This window comes from Citrobacter sp. RHBSTW-00986, assembly GCF_013783065.1.
Lineage (GTDB): Bacteria > Pseudomonadota > Gammaproteobacteria > Enterobacterales > Enterobacteriaceae > Citrobacter > Citrobacter braakii.
The window spans coordinates 195,532-217,931 of record NZ_CP056200.1; the positions used below are offsets into that span (position 1 = coordinate 195,532).

At 52.5% G+C, this 22,400-nt stretch carries 17 protein-coding genes and 1 tRNA gene; 15 read left to right on the forward strand and 3 right to left on the reverse strand.

Annotated features, from left to right (window positions below; all coding sequences use genetic code 11):
* Positions 1–56 precede the first annotated feature (56 nt).
* The 9 genes from eptB to HV345_RS00985 all read left to right on the forward strand — a co-directional run bounded on the left by eptB (position 57) and on the right by HV345_RS00985 (position 9,632).
* Positions 57–1,751, forward strand: coding sequence for a kdo(2)-lipid A phosphoethanolamine 7''-transferase (gene eptB / locus HV345_RS00945; RefSeq protein WP_181598763.1), 1,695 nt, complete (start codon positions 57–59; stop codon positions 1,749–1,751).
* Between the two features lie 91 nt (positions 1,752–1,842).
* Positions 1,843–1,919: transfer RNA gene (locus tag HV345_RS00950), tRNA-Pro, on the forward strand.
* A 487-nt stretch (positions 1,920–2,406) separates the two neighbouring features.
* Complete coding sequence (locus HV345_RS00955; RefSeq protein WP_137398959.1) at positions 2,407–2,643, forward strand: hypothetical protein; 237 nt, start codon at positions 2,407–2,409, stop codon at positions 2,641–2,643.
* Positions 2,558–4,165: a dipeptide ABC transporter periplasmic-binding protein DppA gene (gene dppA / locus HV345_RS00960; RefSeq protein ID WP_016154904.1), complete on the forward strand. Its 1,608-nt coding sequence runs from the start codon at positions 2,558–2,560 to the stop codon at positions 4,163–4,165. Before HV345_RS00955 ends, dppA begins: the two co-directional genes overlap by 86 nt.
* A 161-nt stretch (positions 4,166–4,326) precedes the next feature.
* Entirely contained in the window at positions 4,327–5,346 is a 1,020-nt protein-coding gene (dppB, locus tag HV345_RS00965; protein WP_016154903.1) for a dipeptide ABC transporter permease DppB, read from the forward strand.
* A gap of 9 nt (positions 5,347–5,355) precedes the next feature.
* On the forward strand, positions 5,356–6,258 hold the full coding sequence (dppC, locus tag HV345_RS00970; RefSeq protein ID WP_016154902.1) for a dipeptide ABC transporter permease DppC: 903 nt from the start codon (positions 5,356–5,358) through the stop codon (positions 6,256–6,258).
* Between the two features lie 10 nt (positions 6,259–6,268).
* Positions 6,269–7,252 carry a dipeptide ABC transporter ATP-binding protein gene (dppD, locus tag HV345_RS00975; protein WP_016154901.1) on the forward strand — a complete coding sequence of 328 codons (984 nt, stop codon included), beginning with the start codon at positions 6,269–6,271 and terminating at the stop codon, positions 7,250–7,252.
* On the forward strand, positions 7,249–8,253 hold the full coding sequence (dppF, locus tag HV345_RS00980; RefSeq protein ID WP_003827418.1) for a dipeptide ABC transporter ATP-binding subunit DppF: 1,005 nt from the start codon (positions 7,249–7,251) through the stop codon (positions 8,251–8,253). The genes dppD and dppF overlap by 4 nt, the downstream gene beginning before the upstream one ends.
* A 176-nt stretch (positions 8,254–8,429) precedes the next feature.
* Complete coding sequence (locus tag HV345_RS00985) at positions 8,430–9,632, forward strand: sigma-54-dependent Fis family transcriptional regulator (protein ID WP_181636164.1); 1,203 nt, start codon at positions 8,430–8,432, stop codon at positions 9,630–9,632.
* Positions 9,633–9,665: 33 nt separating this feature from the next.
* Here the strand turns inward: HV345_RS00985 and HV345_RS00990 are convergent, their stop codons facing one another.
* The gene (locus HV345_RS00990) at positions 9,666–10,964 is read right to left on the reverse strand and encodes an amino acid permease (protein WP_053388696.1); all 1,299 of its coding nucleotides are present in this window, start codon (positions 10,962–10,964) and stop codon (positions 9,666–9,668) included.
* Between the two features lie 117 nt (positions 10,965–11,081).
* The gene (gene megL / locus HV345_RS00995; RefSeq protein ID WP_181636165.1) at positions 11,082–12,278 is read right to left on the reverse strand and encodes a methionine gamma-lyase; all 1,197 of its coding nucleotides are present in this window, start codon (positions 12,276–12,278) and stop codon (positions 11,082–11,084) included.
* A gap of 425 nt (positions 12,279–12,703) precedes the next feature.
* On the opposite strand from megL, the gene HV345_RS01000 reads away from it, so the two are divergent.
* The 4 genes from HV345_RS01000 (at position 12,704) to HV345_RS01015 (ending at position 18,204) form a co-directional block, all read left to right on the forward strand.
* Positions 12,704–12,811: a type I toxin-antitoxin system toxin Ldr family protein gene (locus HV345_RS01000; protein ID WP_016154898.1), complete on the forward strand. Its 108-nt coding sequence runs from the start codon at positions 12,704–12,706 to the stop codon at positions 12,809–12,811.
* Between the two features lie 226 nt (positions 12,812–13,037).
* The gene (gene hmsP / locus HV345_RS01005) at positions 13,038–15,044 is read left to right on the forward strand and encodes a biofilm formation regulator HmsP (protein ID WP_032931922.1); all 2,007 of its coding nucleotides are present in this window, start codon (positions 13,038–13,040) and stop codon (positions 15,042–15,044) included.
* A gap of 157 nt (positions 15,045–15,201) precedes the next feature.
* Positions 15,202–16,488 (forward strand): C4-dicarboxylate transporter DctC, encoded by a 1,287-nt coding sequence (gene dctA / locus HV345_RS01010; protein ID WP_003023301.1) that lies wholly within the window; start codon positions 15,202–15,204, stop codon positions 16,486–16,488.
* A 222-nt stretch (positions 16,489–16,710) separates the two neighbouring features.
* Complete coding sequence (locus tag HV345_RS01015; RefSeq protein ID WP_016154896.1) at positions 16,711–18,204, forward strand: pitrilysin family protein; 1,494 nt, start codon at positions 16,711–16,713, stop codon at positions 18,202–18,204.
* A 64-nt stretch (positions 18,205–18,268) separates the two neighbouring features.
* Here the strand turns inward: HV345_RS01015 and HV345_RS01020 are convergent, their stop codons facing one another.
* Positions 18,269–19,198: a sugar kinase gene (locus HV345_RS01020; protein ID WP_016157709.1), complete on the reverse strand. Its 930-nt coding sequence runs from the start codon at positions 19,196–19,198 to the stop codon at positions 18,269–18,271.
* 230 nt (positions 19,199–19,428) lie between these two features.
* On the opposite strand from HV345_RS01020, the gene pdeH reads away from it, so the two are divergent.
* On the forward strand, positions 19,429–20,196 hold the full coding sequence (gene pdeH, locus HV345_RS01025; protein WP_047415877.1) for a cyclic-guanylate-specific phosphodiesterase: 768 nt from the start codon (positions 19,429–19,431) through the stop codon (positions 20,194–20,196).
* A gap of 77 nt (positions 20,197–20,273) precedes the next feature.
* A complete protein-coding gene (locus HV345_RS01030) occupies positions 20,274–22,334 on the forward strand; it encodes an AsmA family protein (RefSeq protein WP_181636166.1) in 2,061 nt (686 codons plus the stop codon).
* Positions 22,335–22,400 lie beyond the last annotated feature (66 nt).

The window sequence follows — 22,400 nt, forward strand, 5'->3', positions numbered from 1 at the left end:
AGGTCTGATTGATCGCTGCTCAGGGTTTTTTATCCCGATTTCCAGGGTTTGTTTGCATGAGATACATTAAGTCGATGACGCAGCAGAAACTCAGTTTCTTGCTGGCAATCTATATCGGTTTGTTTATGAACTGTGCTGTATTTTTCCGTCGCTTTAGCGGATATGCGCACGATTTTACCGTCTGGAAAGGACTCTCCGCGGTTGTTGAATTGGCCGGCACTGTGCTGGTGACTTTCTTTTTACTACGCCTTCTCTCTTTGTTTGGCCGCCGCGCCTGGCGTGTCCTGGCAACCTGTTTGGTGCTGTGTTCTGCAGGCGCCAGTTATTATATGACCTTTCTGAACGTGGTAATTGGTTACGGTATTATCGCCTCCGTAATGACCACGGATATTGATTTATCGAAAGAAGTCGTCGGCTGGCATTTCATCGTGTGGCTGGTGTCGGTCAGTATTATTCCCTTGGTGCTGATTTGGAGTAACCGCTGCCGCTACACGTTGATGAGACAAATTCGTACGCCGGGCATGAGGTGGCGTAGCGTAGCGGTAGTTTTACTGGCCGGCCTGATGGTATGGGCGCCGATTCGCCTGCTGAGCATGCAACAGAGAAGCGTAGAGCGAGAAACAGGTATCGATTTACCCAGCTATGGCGGGGTTGTGGCGAACTCTTACTTGCCGTCAAACTGGCTCTCTGCGCTGGGTTTGTACGCCTGGGCACAGGTGGATGAATCCTCAGACAACAAATCGCTGATGAACCCGGCGAAGAAATTTACCTATGTTGAGCCTAAGAACCTCGACGACACCTATGTGGTTTTTATTATCGGCGAAACCACCCGCTGGGACCATATGGGGATTTTTGGCTATGAGCGAAATACCACGCCAAGGCTCGCCCAGGAGAAAAACCTGGCCGCGTTCCGTGGATATTCCTGTGACACGGCGACCAAGCTTTCGCTGCGCTGTATGTTTGTGCGTGAAGGTGGGGCGGAAGAAAACCCGCAGCGTACCCTGAAAGAACAAAACGTCTTTTCCGTGCTCGGTCAGTTAGGGTTCAAGACAGACCTCTACGCGATGCAAAGCGAGATGTGGTTCTACAGCAATACTATGGCGGAGAACATCGCTTACCGAGAGCAGATTGGCGCAGAGCCGCGTAACCGTGGCAAGAACGTTGACGATATGCTGTTGATTACCGAAATGCAGCAGTCTCTGCAACCGAATGACGATGATGGCAAACGTCTGATTATTCTGCATACCAAAGGTTCGCATTTTAACTACACGCAGCGCTACACCCGCGACTATGCGCAGTGGAAGCCGGAGTGTGTCAATGTGGATAGCGGTTGCTCGAAAGCCGAGATGATTAACTCTTTTGATAACTCGGTAACCTATGTTGATCACTTTATAACCAAAGTGTTTGATCAACTGCGGGATAAGAAAGCGATAGTGTTCTACGCCGCCGATCACGGTGAGTCGATTAACGAGCGTGAGCACCTGCACGGTACGCCGCGTAAAATGGCTCCGCCAGAGCAGTTCCGCGTTCCTATGCTGGTGTGGATGTCAGATAAATATCTGGAAGACCCAGACCATGCGAAGGCGTTTGCACACCTGAAGCAAGAAGCTGATATGAAGGTGCCGCGTCGTCATGTGGAACTGTACGACACTATTTTGGGTTGCCTCGGTTATACCTCGCCAAATGGCGGTATTAACGAGAATAATAACTGGTGCCGTATCCCGGACGCGAAGAAGGTTACGGCTCAGTAATTGGGCTGCTGACTTTCTCGCCGATCAAATGGCATTTTGATACTAAGGGATTGACGGGGGCGCGGCTGAGCAGTAAGATGCGCCCCGCATTCGGTGATTGGCGCAGCCTGGTAGCGCACTTCGTTCGGGACGAAGGGGTCGGAGGTTCGAATCCTCTATCACCGACCAAATTCAAAACCCTGCTCAACGAGCAGGGTTTTTTGCATTAGTGGCGAGTAATCCTCTCTCTCCGACCAAAATTGACCTTCCTTTTATCTGCAAAAATTGTGCACCACTTCCCACTGACTGTTAACGATTCTGTGACATATTCCATTGCCTTTTTTTATATTTGCTTGAAACTTTTTTTGCGCTACTTATGGCTGAACCTGGCATTTTCCGCTGTGCGCTTTAGCGTTCATGGCATTAATCGCTCAGATATGCAGCATTAATTTAGAAAGTTTTAATAATTTGCATAAATGTTAATCACCAAATGTTGCGAAATATGAAGATGTTTATTCTGGCATAGTGCGCGTAGCACAAATTTCCCTGCTGAAAATGTCCTTCTGCACTTTTTTTAATCTTTGTTTGCGAATTCTCACCGTTGGTGTAAATCACGGTTACCTGTATTGACGTTTTCACATTCTGTTGACAGATTGTAGGGCATGAGGGGCATTTCATGGAGAATCCGCACTGCAACTCAGTCGCTTATGTGAACGGAATCCCTATCCTCTTAACGCCGACCCGGCCGGGTAAAAAACAAAAAAGGCCAGGCGGTGCAAACCCACTGCAAAGGGTAAAACAACAAACATCACATTTGGAGCAGAAGAATGAGTATTTCCTTGAAGAAGTCAGGGATGCTGAAGCTTGGTCTGAGCCTGGTGGCTATGACCTGCGCCGCAAGCGTACAGGCTAAAACTCTGGTTTATTGTTCAGAAGGATCTCCTGAAGGCTTTAACCCACAGCTTTTCACCTCTGGCACGACCTATGATGCCAGCTCCGTGCCGATCTATAACCGCCTGGTCGAGTTCAAAACCGGTACAACTGAAGTGATCCCGGGCCTTGCTGAGAAGTGGGAAATCAGCGAAGACGGTAAAACCTATACCTTCCACCTGCGCCAGGGCGTGAAGTGGCAGGACAACAAAGATTTCAAACCGACGCGCGATTTAAACGCCGATGACGTGGTGTTCTCTTTCGATCGTCAGAAAAATGCCCAGAACCCGTACCACAAAGTCTCTGGCGGTAGCTATGAATACTTCGAAGGGATGGGTCTGCCAGATCTGATCTCCGAAGTGAAAAAAGTGGACGATAAAACCGTTCAGTTCGTGCTGACTCGCCCGGAAGCGCCTTTCCTGGCTGACCTGGCGATGGACTTCGCTTCTATTCTTTCCAAAGAATATGCAGACAACATGCTGAAAGCCGGCTCCCCGGAGAAAGTGGATCTGAACCCAATTGGGACCGGTCCGTTCCAGCTGCAGCAGTACCAGAAAGACTCCCGTATTCTGTATAAAGCATTCGAAGGTTACTGGGGCACCAAGCCACAGATTGACCGTCTGGTCTTCTCCATTACGCCTGACGCTTCCGTGCGTTACGCCAAACTGCAGAAGAACGAGTGCCAGGTGATGCCGTACCCGAATCCGGCAGATATCGCGCGTATGAAGCAGGATAAAAACATTAACCTGATGGAGCAGGCCGGTCTGAACGTTGGCTACCTCTCTTTCAACACCGAGAAGAAACCGTTTGATGACGTGAAAGTCCGTCAGGCGCTGACCTACGCGGTGAACAAAGAAGCCATCATTAAAGCGGTATATCAGGGCGCTGGCGTTGCCGCGAAAAACCTGATCCCACCGACCATGTGGGGCTATAACGACGACGTTAAAGACTACACCTACGATCCTGAAAAGGCTAAAGCGCTGCTGAAGGAAGCGGGTCAGGATAAAGGCTTCACCGTTGAGCTGTGGGCCATGCCGGTACAGCGTCCTTACAACCCGAACGCCCGCCGTATGGCGGAAATGGTTCAGGCTGACTGGGCGAAAATTGGCGTTCAGGCCAAGATTGTGACCTACGAGTGGGGCGAATATCTGAAACGCGCCAAAGCGGGTGAGCATCAGGCGGTGATGATGGGTTGGACCGGTGACAACGGGGATCCGGACAACTTCTTCGCCACCCTGTTCAGCTGTGCGGCAGCGAAAGACGGTTCCAACTACTCTCGCTGGTGCTACAAGCCGTTTGAAGATCTGATCCAGCCGGCGCGTGCGACCGACGATCACAACAAACGTATTGAACTGTACAAGCAAGCTCAGGTTGTTATGCACGATCAGGCCCCGGCTCTGATTGTTGCTCACTCCACCGTGTATGAACCAGTGCGTAAAGAAGTGAAAGGCTATGTGGTTGATCCATTAGGCAAACATCACTTCGAAAACGTCTCTGTCGAATAATTAAAAGCAAGCCAGGCAGCGCTACGGACCGTTAAGTCGGGTCACCGTAGCGCCACCTGACAGTAATGCTTTATCTCCCTCTCGCTGGAGGGGGAGATAAGATTTGTGAGCAATACAGATTCACGGTTCCAGGCCGTGCGTCATTAGAGAGAATCCGGGTTATGTTGCAGTTCATTCTCCGACGTTTGGGACTTGTCATTCCCACGTTTATCGGTATCACTCTTCTCACCTTTGCTTTCGTTCATATGATCCCCGGCGATCCGGTAATGATCATGGCGGGTGAGCGTGGAATTTCCCCTGAGCGTCATGCTCAACTGTTGGCTGAACTCGGTCTGGATAAACCGATGTGGCAGCAGTACCTCCATTACATCTGGGGGGTTATGCATGGTGATTTAGGTATCTCGCTGAAAAGCCGATTACCGGTGTGGGAAGAGTTCGTTCCTCGCTTTAAAGCAACGCTGGAACTTGGCGTCTGCGCGATGATTTTCGCCGTTGCGGTGGGTATTCCGGTGGGTGTACTTGCTGCCGTTAAGCGCGGCTCCATTTTCGATCACACTGCCGTTGGCCTGGCGCTGACGGGTTACTCCATGCCGATTTTCTGGTGGGGCATGATGCTGATCATGCTGGTTTCCGTGCAGTGGAACCTGACGCCGGTTTCCGGTCGGGTGAGCGACATGGTGTTCCTTGATGATTCCAATCCCCTGACCGGTTTTATGCTGATTGACACCGCCATTTGGGGTGAAGAGGGCAACTTTATCGATGCGCTGGCGCATATGATCCTGCCAGCAATGGTGCTTGGCACCATTCCTCTGGCGGTAATTGTGCGTATGACTCGTTCATCGATGCTGGAAGTACTGGGTGAAGATTACATTCGTACCGCACGCGCCAAAGGCCTGACCCGTATGCGCGTCATCATCATTCACGCTCTGCGTAACGCGATGCTGCCCGTTGTGACCGTTATCGGCCTGCAGGTCGGTACGTTATTGGCTGGGGCGATCCTGACCGAGACTATTTTCTCGTGGCCGGGACTGGGACGCTGGTTGATCGATGCGCTACAACGCCGTGATTATCCAGTGGTACAGGGCGGGGTACTGCTGGTCGCGACGATGATTATCCTCGTCAACCTGCTGGTAGACCTGCTGTACGGCGTGGTGAACCCGCGTATTCGGCATAGGAAGTAAGGGGCCATCATGTCACAGGTTACTGAAAATAAAGTTATTGCTGCACCGGTGCCCATGACCCCGCTGCAGGAGTTCTGGCACTATTTTAAACGCAACAAAGGTGCGGTTGTTGGGCTGGTGTACGTTGTCGTGATGATCCTGATTGCGGTCTTTGCCAACGTCCTCGCGCCGTACAACCCGGCAGAGCAGTTCCGCGATACGCTGCTGGCTCCTCCTGCGTGGCAGGAAGGCGGTACCATGGCGCATCTGTTTGGTACTGATGATGTGGGCCGCGATGTGCTGTCCCGCCTGATGTACGGTGCGCGTCTGTCTCTGTTGGTCGGCTGTCTGGTGGTGGTGCTCTCCCTGCTGATGGGCGTGATTCTCGGGCTGATTGCCGGTTACTTTGGCGGGATTGTCGATAACGTCATCATGCGTGTGGTCGACATCATGCTGGCACTGCCGAGCCTGTTACTGGCGCTGGTGCTGGTGGCGGTATTTGGGCCCTCGATTGGCAACGCCGCGCTGGCGCTGACGTTCGTGGCATTGCCGCACTATGTGCGTCTGACGCGCGCCGCCGTCCTGGTGGAGGTTAACCGCGACTACGTTACCGCATCCCGCGTGGCCGGAGCCGGTGCGATGCGCCAGATGTTCGTCAATATTCTTCCTAACTGTCTTGCGCCGCTGATTGTTCAGGCGTCGCTTGGCTTCTCTAACGCCATTCTCGATATGGCTGCCCTCGGCTTCCTGGGGATGGGCGCACAGCCGCCTACGCCGGAATGGGGCACCATGCTCTCTGACGTGTTGCAATTTGCCCAAAGCGCCTGGTGGGTCGTGACCTTCCCGGGGCTGGCAATCCTGCTGACGGTGCTGGCATTTAACCTGATGGGTGACGGTCTGCGTGACGCGCTCGATCCCAAACTGAAGCAGTAAGAGGTTCGAGATGGCGTTATTAAATGTAGATAAATTATCGGTGCACTTCGGCGATGTGGGGTCCGAATTCCGTGCCGTAGACCGCATTAGTTACAGCGTGAACCAGGGTGAAGTGGTTGGCATTGTAGGGGAGTCCGGCTCTGGTAAGTCCGTCAGCTCGCTGGCGATCATGGGATTGATTGACTACCCAGGCCGCGTTATGGCCGAAAATCTGGAGTTTAATGGTCGTGACCTGAAGCGCATCTCTGAGAAAGAGCGTCGCCAGTTAGTGGGCGCGGAAGTGGCGATGATCTTCCAGGACCCGATGACCAGCCTTAACCCGTGCTACACCGTCGGCTACCAAATTATGGAAGCCATTAAGGTGCACCAGGGCGGCAACAAAAAAACGCGTATTCAGCGGGCGATTGACCTGTTGACGCTGGTGGGGATCCCCGATCCGGCCTCGCGTCTGGATGTCTATCCGCACCAGTTGTCTGGTGGGATGAGCCAGCGCGTGATGATCGCGATGGCGATTGCCTGTCGTCCAAAGCTGTTGATTGCCGACGAACCGACAACGGCGCTGGATGTGACCATTCAGGCGCAGATCATCGAGCTACTGCTGGAATTGCAGCAAAAAGAGAACATGGCGCTGGTCTTAATCACGCACGACCTGGCGCTGGTGGCCGAAGCGGCGCACAAGATCATTGTGATGTACGCCGGGCAGGTAGTGGAAGCCGGGGCCGCGCAGGATATTTTCCGCGCGCCGCGTCATCCGTATACCCAGGCGTTGCTGCGCGCGTTGCCGGAGTTCGCTCAGGATAAAGCGCGTCTGGCTTCGTTGCCGGGCGTGGTGCCAGGTAAATATGACCGCCCGACCGGTTGTTTACTGAACCCGCGCTGCCCCTATGCGACTGACAAATGCCGCGCTGAAGAACCTGAACTGAACCTGCTGGAAGGCGGTCGTCAGTCGAAATGCCACTACCCACTTGATGATGCCGGGAGGCCTGGGCTATGAGTACGCAAAAGGCCGCTTTGCCACAGCCGCTGTTGCAGGCAATTGACCTGAAAAAACACTACCCGGTGAAGAAGGGGATGTTCGCCCCGGAACGCCTGGTGAAAGCGCTGGACGGCGTCTCCTTTACCCTGGAACGCGGCAAAACCCTGGCGGTGGTAGGCGAGTCGGGCTGTGGGAAATCCACCCTTGGTCGCCTGCTGACGATGATTGAAGTCCCGACCGGCGGCGAGCTGTATTACCAGGGGCAGGATCTGCTTAAGCATGACCCGCAGGCGCAGAAGCTGCGCCGGCAGAAAATCCAGATTGTGTTCCAGAACCCTTACGGTTCCCTGAACCCGCGCAAGAAAGTAGGGCAGATTCTGGAAGAGCCGCTGCTGATCAACTCCACGCTAAGTAAAGAGGAGCGTCGTGAAAAAGCGCTGGCGATGATGGCGAAAGTGGGGCTGAAAACCGAGCACTACGACCGCTATCCGCATATGTTCTCCGGCGGTCAGCGTCAGCGTATTGCCATCGCTCGCGGGCTGATGCTTGATCCAGACGTGGTGATTGCCGACGAACCGGTCTCGGCGCTGGACGTTTCTGTTCGTGCGCAGGTGCTGAACCTGATGATGGATTTGCAGCAGGAACTGGGGCTGTCATACGTCTTTATCTCGCACGACCTGTCGGTGGTAGAGCACATTGCCGATGAGGTGATGGTGATGTATTTAGGCCGTTGCGTGGAAAAAGGAACGAAGGACCAGATCTTCAATAATCCGCGTCATCCGTATACGCAGGCGCTGCTATCCGCGACGCCACGCCTGAACCCGGACGATCGCCGCGAGCGTATCAAGCTGACCGGTGAGCTGCCAAGCCCGCTGAATCCACCGCCGGGCTGTGCGTTCAATGCCCGCTGCCGTCGGCGTTTTGGTCCGTGTACCCAGCTTCAGCCGCAGCTGAAGGATTACGGTGGACAACTCGTGGCCTGTTTCGCTGTTGACCAGGATGAAAATCCACAGCAATAAACTTGGGTTATGACCTGATAACCGGAGCCTTGTGCTCCGGTTTTTTTATATTTTGTTTTTACGTCCACAATGTGAGTCCTCTGGCAGAACATTATTCCACAGCGTCTAAAATGTAGTCAGATTTCCTCTCGTCACAGAAATATCTATTTCGCAGTTGCTAACTGTCAGGAGCAAATGTGGTCACGATACGCTGGGATATTAAAACAATTGATCGTCTGTCGATGGTTGAGGATGTCCTGAAGGAATTTTCCTGCTGCGATATCAATATCATCTCCATGAAAGTCACGCCTGGACGGATCCTGATTAAATCCTGGTGCCGGCAGTTACAGGATATTTCCTGCGTGCAATCCTGTTTAGGCCGGCGCGCTGATATTATTAACGTCGCTTACCTGTGTGAAGAGATAAGCGAACTGTCGACGCCTGAGCCAGAACGCCCGCGCTATTTCTCTGACATTATTTGTAGCAGCCAGAGCATGCACTCGCTTATCGAAAAGGCGATAAAAATTGCCGACAGCAAATATACCGTTTTGATCCGCGGCGATACGGGTACTGGCAAAGAACTTCTGGCCCGGGCTATCCATAATTCCGGGCAGCGACGTTTTTATCCGTTTATTCCGGTCAACTGCTCTGCGCTACCTGAGTCGTTGATGGAGAGTGAATTCTTTGGCTATGAGAAAGGGGCTTTTAGCGGTGCGGATTGTAAAGGCAAAAAAGGGCTGTTTGAAATGGCCGATAAAGGCACCCTTTTTCTCGATGAATTTGGTGAAATGTCGCTGAGCTTACAGGCTAAATTACTGCGCGTGCTTCAGGATGGCGGGATCCGTCGCGTTGGCGGGGCGCAAATTATTCCGGTCAATGTGCGCATTATTGTGGCAACCAACGCCAATCTGGAAGAGATGGTGGAACAACGTCTGCTGCGCGCCGATCTCTATTACCGCATCAATGTACTTTCACTGACCATTCCGCCCCTGCGGGAGCGCCCGCAGGATATCAGCCTATTGATTCGCCACTTTGTGCAGAAATACGCGAAGGAATTCCAGCGACGGATCATTCTGGATAAGGCCTGCTTTGATGCCCTGCATCATCACAGCTGGCCGGGAAACGTTCGCGAACTGGAAAATACCATCATTCGCCTGATGCTGATGGCGGAATCCGATGTCATTACGCGGGAAGAATTAGGGATGGTGAATTTGCCTGCTGTTGAGCTGACGCCGACAGAGCGTCCTTTTAAAGAACAGGTTTTGTGTGCTGAACGCCAGCTTATTGAACAGATGGTGGAAGAGAATGTGTCGTCGCGGCATATCGCTAAAGCGCTGGGGGTGTCACATACCACGGTACTGAATAAAATTCGCAGCTATCAACTGGAGAGTGTGAATTAAGCGCCATCAGTCACTGACGGCGCTGTAAACGGATTAGTCAATCAGCTTCAATAATGGCGACAGGCACAGCAGGATCCCGTACAACAGGATTAGCCAGGTTTTCAGCCCGCGTAGTTTTTCCAGTTGCGTTACTTTATAGATCAGGAAAAACGGAATAATACACGACACAATCCCGTAAAGTGGGCTACCTAACTGGAAGAACACCAGTACCGATACACGAAATGACACCCAGATCACCAGGGTGATAACAATAAAGGTGCAAATACCCAGCGTAAGCACCAGGGGATTAATTTTCTCCACATCAATAATACGGCTCAGAACATTAAGAATAATACCCTTAATCGCCTCGTGGAATCCCAGATAAATACCAAAGAATGCGGTTAATACGGCGAAGATATTTAGCACCGTTGAGGTGATATGAATAATTTGCCCAGGAATGACTTGCGCTGCCAGCGCCAGTGCGGAAATATTTTGTTCGAAGGCCGAAACGGCCTCTTCATGACTAATAGAAAAGGTAAAAGAGAATGAGAAAAACAGAATGACCGCAATCAGCGTAATGTAACTGATACGATGTGTGCGTATTGCCATGCGGGTGGCCAGAACCCGGTCCGCTACCCGTTTGCGGTAGGCGATGTTCATTGGGTTCAATACCTGAATAAACACCGCCGAGAAGAAGCAGAATGGGATGGTCAGCAGCACGTCGCGAAAGAAGACCGATGCTTCAGGGAATGCGCTGATATTAGAGAAGTTCCAGTGCGGAACCATCGCAAACCCAAACACGATGATGATCCCCACTTTGACTACCACCATCGGGCCGGAGATTTTAAACAGCAGCTTTTCTCCCCCGGAAGCAATGGCCACCAGCACGGCAAAAATGGCCACTTTATAGATTATCGATTGTGAAAGATCGGCATCGGTTAAGCCGAAGGTTTTGATATATGAGGCACTGTCAAAAACCACGGATAAGGAATAGATAAATATGCCGTGAATAATCATCAAAAAATAGATGACGCCAAGAAATACACCCCAGTTTTTTCCCAGGTAATGACTGATAATATCGGTATAGTCATTACAAGTTTCACTTTCTGATAATGTTTTTAAATAAATATCCTGCACAATATAGGTTGCTGGATAGGCAATAATAAAGGCGACGATAAATACCCAAATGCCTGTTAAGCCTATTTGTACCGGCATCAGTACCGTTCCGGCACCAATTGCCATACCGATACACAGTAATACCCAGCCAAAGTCGTATTTCGTAAACGGTATTTTCTTTGAGAATGGTACGGTGGTTGCTGTATTGTTGCTTAGTTGTAATGTGTCGTCCTGCATAGAACCCCCTGCCCAAAATACGCGCACTCCCCGAAACAGGATTGCGCGTATTACCAGACTGTTGTGCCTTGATTCTCAACAACCTGAACCGATCGGCGTCGGTTCAGGTCATAATGGTCAGAATGTTGCCTTTCTGATGGCGTGTTCAAGGTCGTTAATAATATCTTCTGGATCTTCAAGACCCACAGAAAGACGGATAAGCCCGTCGGTAATACCTGCTTTAAGCCGTTCCTCTGGCGCAACGGGCGAATGTGTCATAGACGCTGGGTGCTGAATGAGGGTTTCGGTATCACCGAGACTGACCGCGAGGAGGCACAATTCTACAGAATTGATCATCCGTCTGCCAGCCTCGAGGCCGCCGGCGATTTCGAAGCTGATAATTCCTCCAGGCATGCTCATCTGTCGCTGGCCCAGCTCATACTGCGGGTGTGAAGACAAGCCAGGATAATAAACGCGGGTAATGGACGGATGCCCTTCGAGGAAGCGGGCGATTTTCAATGCGTTTTCACAGTGGCGTTCCATACGAATCCCCAGTGTTTTAACGCCGCGTAGCGTCAACCACGCGTTGAAAGGACTCATGCAGCCGCCGGTGATATCTTTCAGACCAACAAACCGCGCCTGGTCAATAAACTCCTGCTTACCAACAATGATGCCGCCAATCACGTCTCCGTGACCGTTGATATATTTAGTGACGCTGTGTACCACAATATCCGCGCCTAGCTGTAAAGGCTGCTGGCAGTACGGTGACATAAAGGTGTTATCCACCACCAGCAATGCGCCTTGTTGATGGGCGATACCGGCTACTGTTTCAATGTCGACCAGCGACAGCGTCGGGTTAGCGGGCGTTTCGATATACACTACTTTGGTTTCCGGGCGCATGGCGGCGCGGATTTCTTCAGGCTTTGCCGCATCGACGAAGCTGACGTTAATCCCAAACTTCGGCATGCTGTGCGACAAAAACGCGTGGGTGCAGCCGTAAATCGCGCTGGCGGAAACGATATGGTCGCCCTGCTGGCACAACGTCAGCAGCGTGGTGGTGATGGCAGAAATACCGGATGCGGTTGCCAGCCCGGCTTCACCTCTTTCCAGTACCGCCAGCTTTTTCTCCAGCGCATCGGTGGTGGGGTTACCCAAACGGGTGTAAATGTACCCGGACTCCTCGAGCGCAAAGCGGGCGGCACCTTGTTCGGCGCTGTCAAAAACAAACGTTGAAGTCTGGAAAATAGGCGTACTGAGCGCGCCAGTAGAAGGGTCGGGTTGTTGCCCCGCGTGAACGATCTGGGTGTTGAATCCGTAAGTACGACAGTCAGACATGATATCTCCTTTGATTCGGAACAGAACAGCTCACAGTCAAATAGCAATCGCTGTGCCAGAAAATGAAGGTATAGATATCAATGAGATATGTCTTTTTCTGTATTGAAGAGAGGCAGGAATGTTGCCAACTGGCAAGAATCTTTCCAGCGCAATGGTGAGAAAACAGGTGAAGTGCGAGGCGCTACGCAGAGCCGTATATTGCGCAGTGATATGGCAAGTAGGCTACCGTAGAATCAGCGGCAAGCCGGGAATTCCCGGTGAGGCGCAATGTTGCGGGGGCTTGATCCCCGGCGGCATCGGTTGCTGGAAAGAGAAAACCCCCGCACGTTGTTCGGTATAAACCTGGCAACAAAACGGGGGCTAACTTGAACCTGAACAACTCAAGAATAGCCGTGAACAGTTGCCATTGCAACACAGGCGGCTATATGACGCTCGCACAGTTAGGCGTGGCCTTCTGGCACGATTTAGCGGCTCCGATCATCGCTGGCATTATTGCCAGCCTGATTGTGAGCTGGCTGCGTAACAGGAAGTAATGCACCTTGCGGGCGTCTGTCTGCCGTGATGGCAACATGCGCCCGAACCAGGCCGCAGGGGGAAACCTTGCGGCCTTTTTCGGCTTAAATGCGGATAAATCTCGTCGCCAGGTGCCTATCCTGTCGGGATAATGCATGCTGGGAAGTTTTCAGATACCGCCTCTCTTAATACCGCTACGATCGGGTATACTCTGACGGCAGTTTCGTCTATCCGTGGAGAGTCAGTTTGCGTGTCAGTCGCTCGTTAACAATTAAGCAGATGGCAATGGTTGCGGCCGTTGTCATGGTGTTTGTGTTTATTTTTTGCACCGTTTTGTTGTTCCATCTGGTCCAGCAGAATCGCTACAACACGGCTACGCAACTGGAAAGTATCGCTCGCTCCGTCCGTGAGCCTCTGTCGGGCACGATCCTGAAAGGGGATATTCCCGAAGCAGAAGCTATTTTAAGAAGTATTCGACCAGCAGGCGTGGTCAGCCGCGCCGATGTGGTGCTTCCCAATCAGTTTCAGGCGCTGCGGATGAGCTTTATTCCTGAACGCCCGGTTCCGGTTACGGTGACTCGCCTGTTTGAACTTCCGGTACAAATTTCGCTGCCGGTCTATTCTCTTGAGCGTTCAGCGAATCCGCAACCGCTGGCGTATCTGGTGCTGCAGGCGGATTCGTACCGTATGTACAAGTTCGTGATGAGTACGCTCTCAACGTTAGTGACCATTTACTTACTTCTCTCGTTAATACTCACGGTAGCTATCTCATGGTGTATTAACAGATTGATTTTGCATCCATTACGTAAAATAGCGCGTGAGCTGAACGACATTCCCCAGCAGGATCTGATTGGCTATCAGCTGGCATTGCCGCGTCTGCATCAGGACGACGAGATTGGCCTGCTGGTGCGTAGCTATAACCTCAATCAGCAACTGATTCAGCGCCGCAGTGAAGAGCAAAGCGACCATTCAATGCGATTCCCGGTTTCTGAGCTGCCCAACAAGTCGTTTCTGATGGCGCTGCTGGAGCAGGTTGTGAACCGCCAGCAGACAACGGCGTTGATGATTGTCACCTGCGAAACCCTGCGTGATACCGCGGGTGTGTTATCCGAGACCCAGCGGGAAATCCTGCTGCTTACGCTGGTTGAAAAGCTGAAGTCAGTATTGGCCCCCAGAATGGTGCTTACCCAGGTGAGCGGCTATGACTTTGCCATCATCGCACATGGTGTGAAAGAACCCTGGCACGCTATTACGCTAGGTCAGCAAGTGCTCACTATCGTTAACGAGCGATTACCGATTCAGGGCATTCAACTCCGTCCAACCTGTAACATTGGGGTGGCGATGTTTAATGGCGATTTGACCGCAGAACAGCTTTACCACCGCGCACTCTCAGCCGTGTTAACGTCGCGTCACAAGGGTAAAAACCGGATTCAGTTCTTTGACCCGTTGCAGATGGAAGAGGCGCAACAGCGTTTGACGGAAGAGAACGATATTCTTACCGCGCTGGATAACCATCAGTTTGCGCTCTGGATGCAGCCGCAGGTGGAGATGTCCAGCGGTAAGGTATTGAGCGCAGAAGCATTATTGCGAATGCAGCAGCCAGACGGAAGCTGGGAGTTGCCAGAAGGGTTAATCGACAGGATTGAGTCCTGTGGCCTGATGGTGACGGTCGGTTACTGGGTGCTGGAGGAGACATGCCGCCAGCTGTCAGCCTGGCAGGAACGCGGCCTGATGCTGCCGCTCTCGGTGAACCTGTCTGCGCTACAGCTGATGCATCCGAGTATGGTGTCGGATCTGCTGGAATTGCTAAACCGCTATCGCATCAAGCCTGGGACGTTGATTCTGGAAGTGACCGAAAGCCGGCACATTGATGATCCTAATGCCGCTGTGGCTATTTTACGCCCGCTGCGCAACGCGGGCGTGCGTATCGCGCTGGACGATTTTGGTATGGGGTATGCGGGCCTGCGGCAGCTGCAGCACATGAAGTCGCTCCCGGTGGATGTACTCAAAATCGATAAGATGTTTGTCGATGGCGTCCCTGAAGATTGCAGCATGATCTCCGCCATCATCCAGTTAGCACATAGCCTCAATTTGCAGATGATCGCTGAGGGCGTCGAAACCGAAGCGCAACGCGAATGGTTATCACAAGCGGGGGTAGAAGTGGCACAAGGGTTCCTGTTTGCCCGGCCGGTTCCGGCGAATATCTTCGAAGAACGTTATCTGACGCCGAAAAACGCTGATTACAAAAGTTAAAAAAGGTCTCGCTTGTGCGAGCCAGCTCAAAATTTTTAACATTTCTGTATCAATTATGATCCAGGCGCATTTCTGTCATGTTGTGTGGGTGTTACTTTAAGGCCGCAGGTTAAACAAAACCTTACAAGACCTGTGGTTTTTACTTTAAGGACACCCTATGAAAACCTCTATATTCAAAAGCCTTTACTTTCAGGTCCTGACAGCAATTGCCATAGGTATCCTCCTTGGCCATTACTACCCTGAATTAGGCGCCCAAATGAAGCCACTTGGTGATGCTTTCGTGAAGCTCATCAAAATGGTCATCGCACCTGTCATCTTCTGTACTGTCGTGACCGGCATTGCAGGCATGGAAAGTATGAAAGCCGTAGGCCGCACCGGTGCGGTTGCACTGCTTTATTTTGAAATTGTCAGTACGATTGCGCTGATCATCGGCCTTATCATCGTCAACGTGGTGCAACCCGGTGCCGGTATGAACGTCGATCCGGCGACGCTGGATGCCAAAGCGGTTGCGATTTACGCCGAACAGGCAAAAGACCAGGGGATCGTAGGCTTCCTGATGGATATTATCCCGGGTAGCGTCATTGGCGCGTTCGCCAGTGGCAACATCCTGCAGGTATTGCTGTTTGCGGTTATGTTTGGTTTTGCGCTGCATCGTTTGGGTAGCAAAGGCCAGATGATTTTCAACGTGATTGAAAGCTTCTCGCAGGTTATTTTTGGCATCATCAACATGATCATGCGCCTTGCGCCGATCGGTGCTTTCGGTGCCATGGCCTTTACTATCGGTAAATATGGCGTCGGGACGCTGGTGCAGTTGGGTCAGTTGATCATCTGTTTCTACATTACCTGTATTCTGTTTGTGGTTGTGGTGTTGGGCTCGATTGCGCGCGCAACCGGCTTCAGCATTTTCAAATTCATCCGCTATATCCGTGAAGAACTGCTGATCGTTCTGGGCACCTCTTCTTCCGAGTCCGCGCTGCCGCGTATGCTCGATAAGATGGAAAAACTGGGCTGTCGCAAGTCGGTTGTCGGGTTGGTTATACCCACGGGCTACTCGTTTAACCTTGATGGGACATCAATCTATCTGACGATGGCGGCAGTATTTATCGCTCAGGCCACCAACAGCCATATGGATATTTTCCATCAGATAACCCTGCTGGTGGTGCTCCTGCTCTCTTCAAAAGGTGCTGCGGGTGTGACCGGGAGTGGCTTCATTGTTCTGGCCGCGACTATCTCCGCTGTGGGCCATTTACCGGTTGCTGGTCTGGCGCTGATTCTCGGTATTGACCGCTTTATGTCTGAAGCCCGTGCGCTGACTAACCTGGTCGGTAACGGTGTGGCAACTGTTGTAGTAGCGAAATGGGTGAAAGAACTGGACCATAAAAAGCTGGATGATGTGCTGAATAATCGTGCGCCGGATGGCAAAACGCACGAAATATCCTCTTAATCTCTCCACTTATGCCCGTAGTCCCTTCCAGGACTGCGGGCGTTTGCGCATAATTAACCCCTGTGCCTGAAACCGCCGATTCGGCGGCGTCGGGATTTTTTCACTTCCTCCGTGACATTTTTATGTTCTTGCGGTCTAACACGAAGTGTTTTTAACGTCATATTCAGAGAGTCCTCTCGCGGGCTGTCTTTTTATTTCCAGGATAGTTGATCAGGGGTTCACATGCAGGGCACAAAAATTCGACTTTTAGCGGGCGGCTTGCTGATGATGGCCACTGCCGGCTATGTGCAGGCAGATGCGCTCCAGCCTGACCCGGCGTGGCAACAGGGCACGCTGGCAAATGGGTTACAGTGGCAAGTTTTAGCCACTCCCCAGCGCCCCAGCGACCGTATTGAGGTTCGCCTGCTGGTCAATACCGGTTCACTCACCGAAAGTACACAACAGAGTGGTTTCAGCCATGCGATCCCGCGTATCGCGCTGACGCAAAGCGGTGGCCTCGATGCTACGCAAGCCCGTTCTCTGTGGCAGCAGGGGTTCGATCCCAGTCGTCCCATGCCGCCCGTTATCGTTTCCTATGATTCCACGCTGTATAACCTCAGTCTGCCTAACAGCCGCAACGATCTGCTGAAAGAGTCACTTTCTTATCTGGCGAATATTTCCGGTAATCTGAGCATCACCCCTGAATCGGTCAATCATGCGCTGAGTAGCGAAGATATGGTTGCAACCTGGCCGTCAGATACTAAAGAGGGATGGTGGCGCTATCGTCTGAAGGGATCGACGCTACTGGGTCACGATCCTGCCGATCCGCTGAAAACGCCTGTTGATGCGACGAAAATCCAGTCCTTCTACCAGAAATGGTATACCCCGGATGCGATGACGCTGATTATCGTCGGTAACGTAGATGCGCGCAGCGTGGCTGATCAAATCAATAAAACCTTCGGCGAATTAAAAGGTAAACGCGAAACGCCTGCGCCGGTACCCACGCTCTCTCCGCTGCGTGCAGAGGCCGTAAGCATAATGACCGATGCGGTACGTCAGGATCGCCTGTCTATTATGTGGGATACGCCGTGGCAGCCGATCCGTGAATCTGCCGCGCTGTTACGTTACTGGCGCGCTGATTTAGCCCGTGAAGCGTTGTTCTGGCACATTCAGCAGGAGCTCACCAAAAACAATGCCAAAGACATTGGCCTTGGCTTTGACTGTCGGGTGTTGTTCCTGCGCGCGCAATGTGCCATTAACGTTGAATCACCGAACGGTAAGCTGAACGCGAACCTCAGCACGGTTGCGCGTGAGCTGGCCAAAGTGCGCGATAAGGGGCTGCCGGAAGAAGAGTTTAATGCGCTGGTGGCGCAAAAGAATCTGGAACTGCAGAAGCTGTTTGCCACCTATGGTCGCACCGATACCGATATTTTGATCAGCCAGCGTTTGCGCTCGCTGCAAAACCAGGTCGTAGATATTGCGCCTGAACAGTATCAGCGTTTACGTCAGAGCTTCCTGAACAACCTGAGTGTTGAGATGCTGAATCAGGACCTGCGTCAGCAACTGTCGCAAGATATGGCGTTAATTCTGTTGCAGCCGAAGGGTGAACCTGAATTCAATATGAAGGATCTGCAGGCGACGTGGGATAGCATTATGGTGCCGGTTACCGCCGCGGCAACGTCGGTAGAAACGGATGAATCACATCCTGAAGTGACGGACATCCCGCCGGTGCAATAAGGGAATCGTGACCTGCAGGCCGGACGCGACGTTAACGTCTAATCCGGCCTGCCAGAACGCCAGATTATTGCGGCATGGCGTCGCGAGGAATAATCGCCCCGCGATGCTGAATAACGGTGCTTGCCGTCAGGTGGCCGCGTTTTGCGGCATCAGCGGCATCGCCACCGGTCAGACGTACCGCCAGATACCCGGCGCTGAAGGAGTCTCCCGCAGCGGTCGTATCGATAACCTTCTCTTTCGGTAGTTTTACGGCCGGGACGTCGATGAGTTCTTCGCCTGCGATGGAAACCAGGCAAGAGTCTGCACCGCGTTTCACAACCACTTCCTGTACGCCAGCCGCGTGAGTACGGGCAATCACCTCGGCAACCGGTTTTTCACCCCACAGCGCGTCTTCATCATCCAGCGTCAGAAACGCGATATCGGTGCATTCCAGCATTTGCTGATACACCTGCTGGGTCTCTTCTTTACTGCTCCACAGACGTGGGCGGTAGTTATTGTCAAAAATGACCTTTCCACCGTTGGCGCGGCATTCTTGCAGCAGCGACAGCAGCTTGTCACGACTTGCCGGACTTAAAATAGCCAGGCTGATTCCGCTCAGATACAGATAGTCAAATGTCGCCAGTTCTTCGCAAATAGCGGCGGACTGTTCGCTCTCAAGCCAGAATTTTGCGGCGGCTTCATTACGCCAGTAATAGAAGGTGCGCTCGCCGGTGCTATCGGTTTCAATGTAATAGAGGCCCGGCAGGCGGTTTTCCATGCGTTGGGTTAATGAGGTATCCACATTTTCGCTCTGCCAGGATTCCAGCATTTGTTGGCTAAAACTGTCGGTACCCAGCGCAGTCACATAGTGTACGGAAAGTGCCGCAGCATCGACCTGACGGGCGATATAAACGGATGTATTCAACGTGTCGCCACCGAATCCGCGCTGAACGTCAGCGCCTTTCTGTGACAGCTCAATCATGCATTCGCCAATCACGGCAATCTTTCTGGACATAGTCGTAACCTGCTCTGAAAAAAATTAGCGTTAGTGTGCGCTGTGGGTGTTAAGTGGTCAACTATATTAAAACATCGTTCCATTATTTTTTTGAGCCAGCACGTGTTCTGCGTCGTTTTTTGCCGCTTAGTTTCTATTTTGCGTAGGGCTGAACGTAAAGTTCTTCGCCTGAGCGCCGATAACCTTTGACGAGTCCGGTCAGTCACACTCTTATTTACAGGACATCTCAGATGATAAAGCAGGTTACCCAGCAGCTAATTACGCTCGATGCGAGTATTGAAAACTTGCAGGAGAGACGCTATTGGCTGCAGTGCGAGCGTGCTTACACCTACCAACCGATTTATCAGACCAACGGGCGGCTGATGGCCGTTGAGCTGCTGACCGTCGTGAGCCATCCTGAAAACCCCTCCCAACGTATCGCACCGGACCGCTATTTCGCCGAAGTGGCCGTACGACATCGTGTAGATGTGGTGAAAGAGCAGCTTGTACAGCTTGAACAAAAAGGGGCGTTTTTCAAAGCCAACGATCTGCTGGCATCCGTGAATGTCGACGGGCCAACGCTGATTGCAATGCGCCAGGATCCCGAAATCCTGAAAATCATCGAATGTCTGCCGTGGCTGCGCTTTGAACTGGTGGAGCATATCCGTTTGCCGAAGGGATCGTCGTTCGCCTCAATGTGCGAGTTTGGCCCGCTCTGGCTGGATGATTTTGGTACCGGAATGGCAAACTTCTCGGCTCTGAGCGAAGTGAGTTACGACTATATCAAAGTGGCGCGGGATCTGTTTGTCATGCTGCGCCAGACGCCGGAGGGCCGCAATCTCTTTACGCTGCTGTTACAGCTGATGAACCGCTATTGCCGCGGTGTGATTGTCGAAGGCGTTGAAACGCTGGAAGAGTGGCGTGATGTGCAAAACTCGCCGGCTTTCGCTGCGCAAGGCTATTTTCTCTCTCGTCCAGTGCCTCTGGATACCCTTGAAGACGTAATTCTGTCGCTTTGATAAGGATGTAGAACGCCTCCTTTTCCTCTGCTGGACTATCTTTAGGACAGGCAAGGAAGAAAGTAAGGAGGTTAAACATGACGAGAACAGGCAAAATAACCACTTCAGTAATAGGGGTTTTCTTGTTGTTGATCGTCGTACTCATCATCGTGATTGCGACATTTGACTGGAACCGGCTCAAACCGACCATCAACCAGAAAGTCTCTACAGAACTCAACCGTCCCTTCGCCATACGGGGTGACCTGGGCGTGGTTTGGGAACGCCAAAAACAGGAAACCGGCTGGCGTAGCTGGGTTCCGTGGCCGCATGTCCATGCTGAGGATATCATCCTCGGCAACCCGCCGGACATTCCTGAGGTCACCATGGTGCATCTCCCGCGCGTTGAAGCCACGCTCGCCCCACTGGCGTTGCTGACAAAAACCGTCTGGCTCCCGTGGATCAAGCTGGTAAAACCCGATGCACGGCTTATCCGCCTGTCGGAGAAAAACAATAACTGGACCTTTAACCTGGCAGGGGATGAAAACCGCGATCCCAATGCGCCGCCATCAGCCTGGTCTTTCCGGCTGGATAACATTCTGTTCGACCAAGGTCGCATCGCCATTAACGATAAGGTGACGAAGTCAGAGATTGAGATCCTGGTCGATCCGCTGGGTAAGCCGTTGCCCTTTAGCGAAGTGACTGGCGCAAAAAGTAAAGAGAGCAACGCCCACATTGAGGACTACGTGTTTGGCCTGAAAGCGCAAGGCCGATATAACGGGGAACCGCTAAGCGGTAGCGGGAAGATAGGCGGAATGCTGGCACTGCGCGGTGAAGGAACTCCTTTCCCGATTCAGGCTGATTTCCGTTCGGGTAATACGCGTGTGGCGTTTATGGGTACGATAAACGATCCGATGAATATGGGCGGGGCGGATCTGCGGCTTAAATTCTCGGGAGATTCGCTAGGGGATTTGTACGATTTGACCGGCGTGCTGCTCCCGGATACGCCGCCGTTTGAAACCGACGGACATCTGGTCGCGAAAATTGACCCGGAAAAATCCTCTGTTTTTGATTACCGCGATTTTAATGGCCGAATTGGCGACAGCGATATTCACGGAACGCTGGCCTATACCACCGGTAAGCCGCGCCCAATGCTGAAAGGGGATGTTGAGTCACGCCAACTGAGGCTGGCTGATTTGGGGCCGCTGATCGGTGTGGATTCAGGCAAAGGGGCCGAGCGGGCCAAACAATCTGAACAGCGCAAAGGTGAGAAGAGCGTCCAGCCCGCGGACAAGGTCTTGCCGTATGACCGTTTTGAAACCGACAAATGGAACGTGATGGACGCTGACGTACGTTTCAAAGGACGGCGTATTGAGCACGGCAGTAGCCTGCCGATCAGCGATCTCTCCACCCATATCATCCTGAAAAATGCCGACCTGCGCCTGCAGCCGCTGAAATTTGGCCTCGCGGGAGGCAGCATTGTCTCCAGCATCCATCTGGAAGGGGATAAAAAGCCGATGCGGGGGCAGGCGGATATCCAGGCTCGCCGCCTGAAGTTAAAAGCGCTGATGCCGGATGTGGAGCTGATGCAGAAAACGCTCGGTGAAATGAACGGTGACGCCAGGTTTAGCGGGAGCGGAAACTCGGTAGCGGCGCTGCTTGGTAACAGCAATGGCAACCTGAAGCTGCTGATGAACGACGGTTTGATCAGCCGGAATCTGATGGAAATTGTTGGCTTGAATCTGGGCAACTATCTTGTTGGACAGATATTTGGTGATGACGAGGTGCGGGTAAACTGCGCGGCGGCGAATCTGGATATTGTTAACGGCGTAGCCCGCCCGCAGATTTTTGCCTTCGACACGGAAAACGCGGTCATTAATGTCACTGGTACGGCGAGTTTTGCGTCGGAGCAACTGGATTTAACCATCGATCCGGAGAGCAAAGGCATTCGTATTATTACCCTGCGTTCGCCGCTGTATGTTCGCGGCACCTTTAAGAATCCGCAGGCCGGCGTGAAGGCCGGGCCGCTGATTGCGCGCGGCGCGGTTGCTGCCGCGCTGGCAACGTTGGTGACGCCCGCGGCGGCCTTGCTGGCGCTGATTTCACCTTCTGAAGGAGACGCTAATCAATGCCGGACCATTTTGTCGCAAATGAAGAAGTGATTTTTGCCGTTGTCAGATGGCGCTAACGCTTCGCTTCTGCGGCCTACATTTCATGCTCAACGTAGG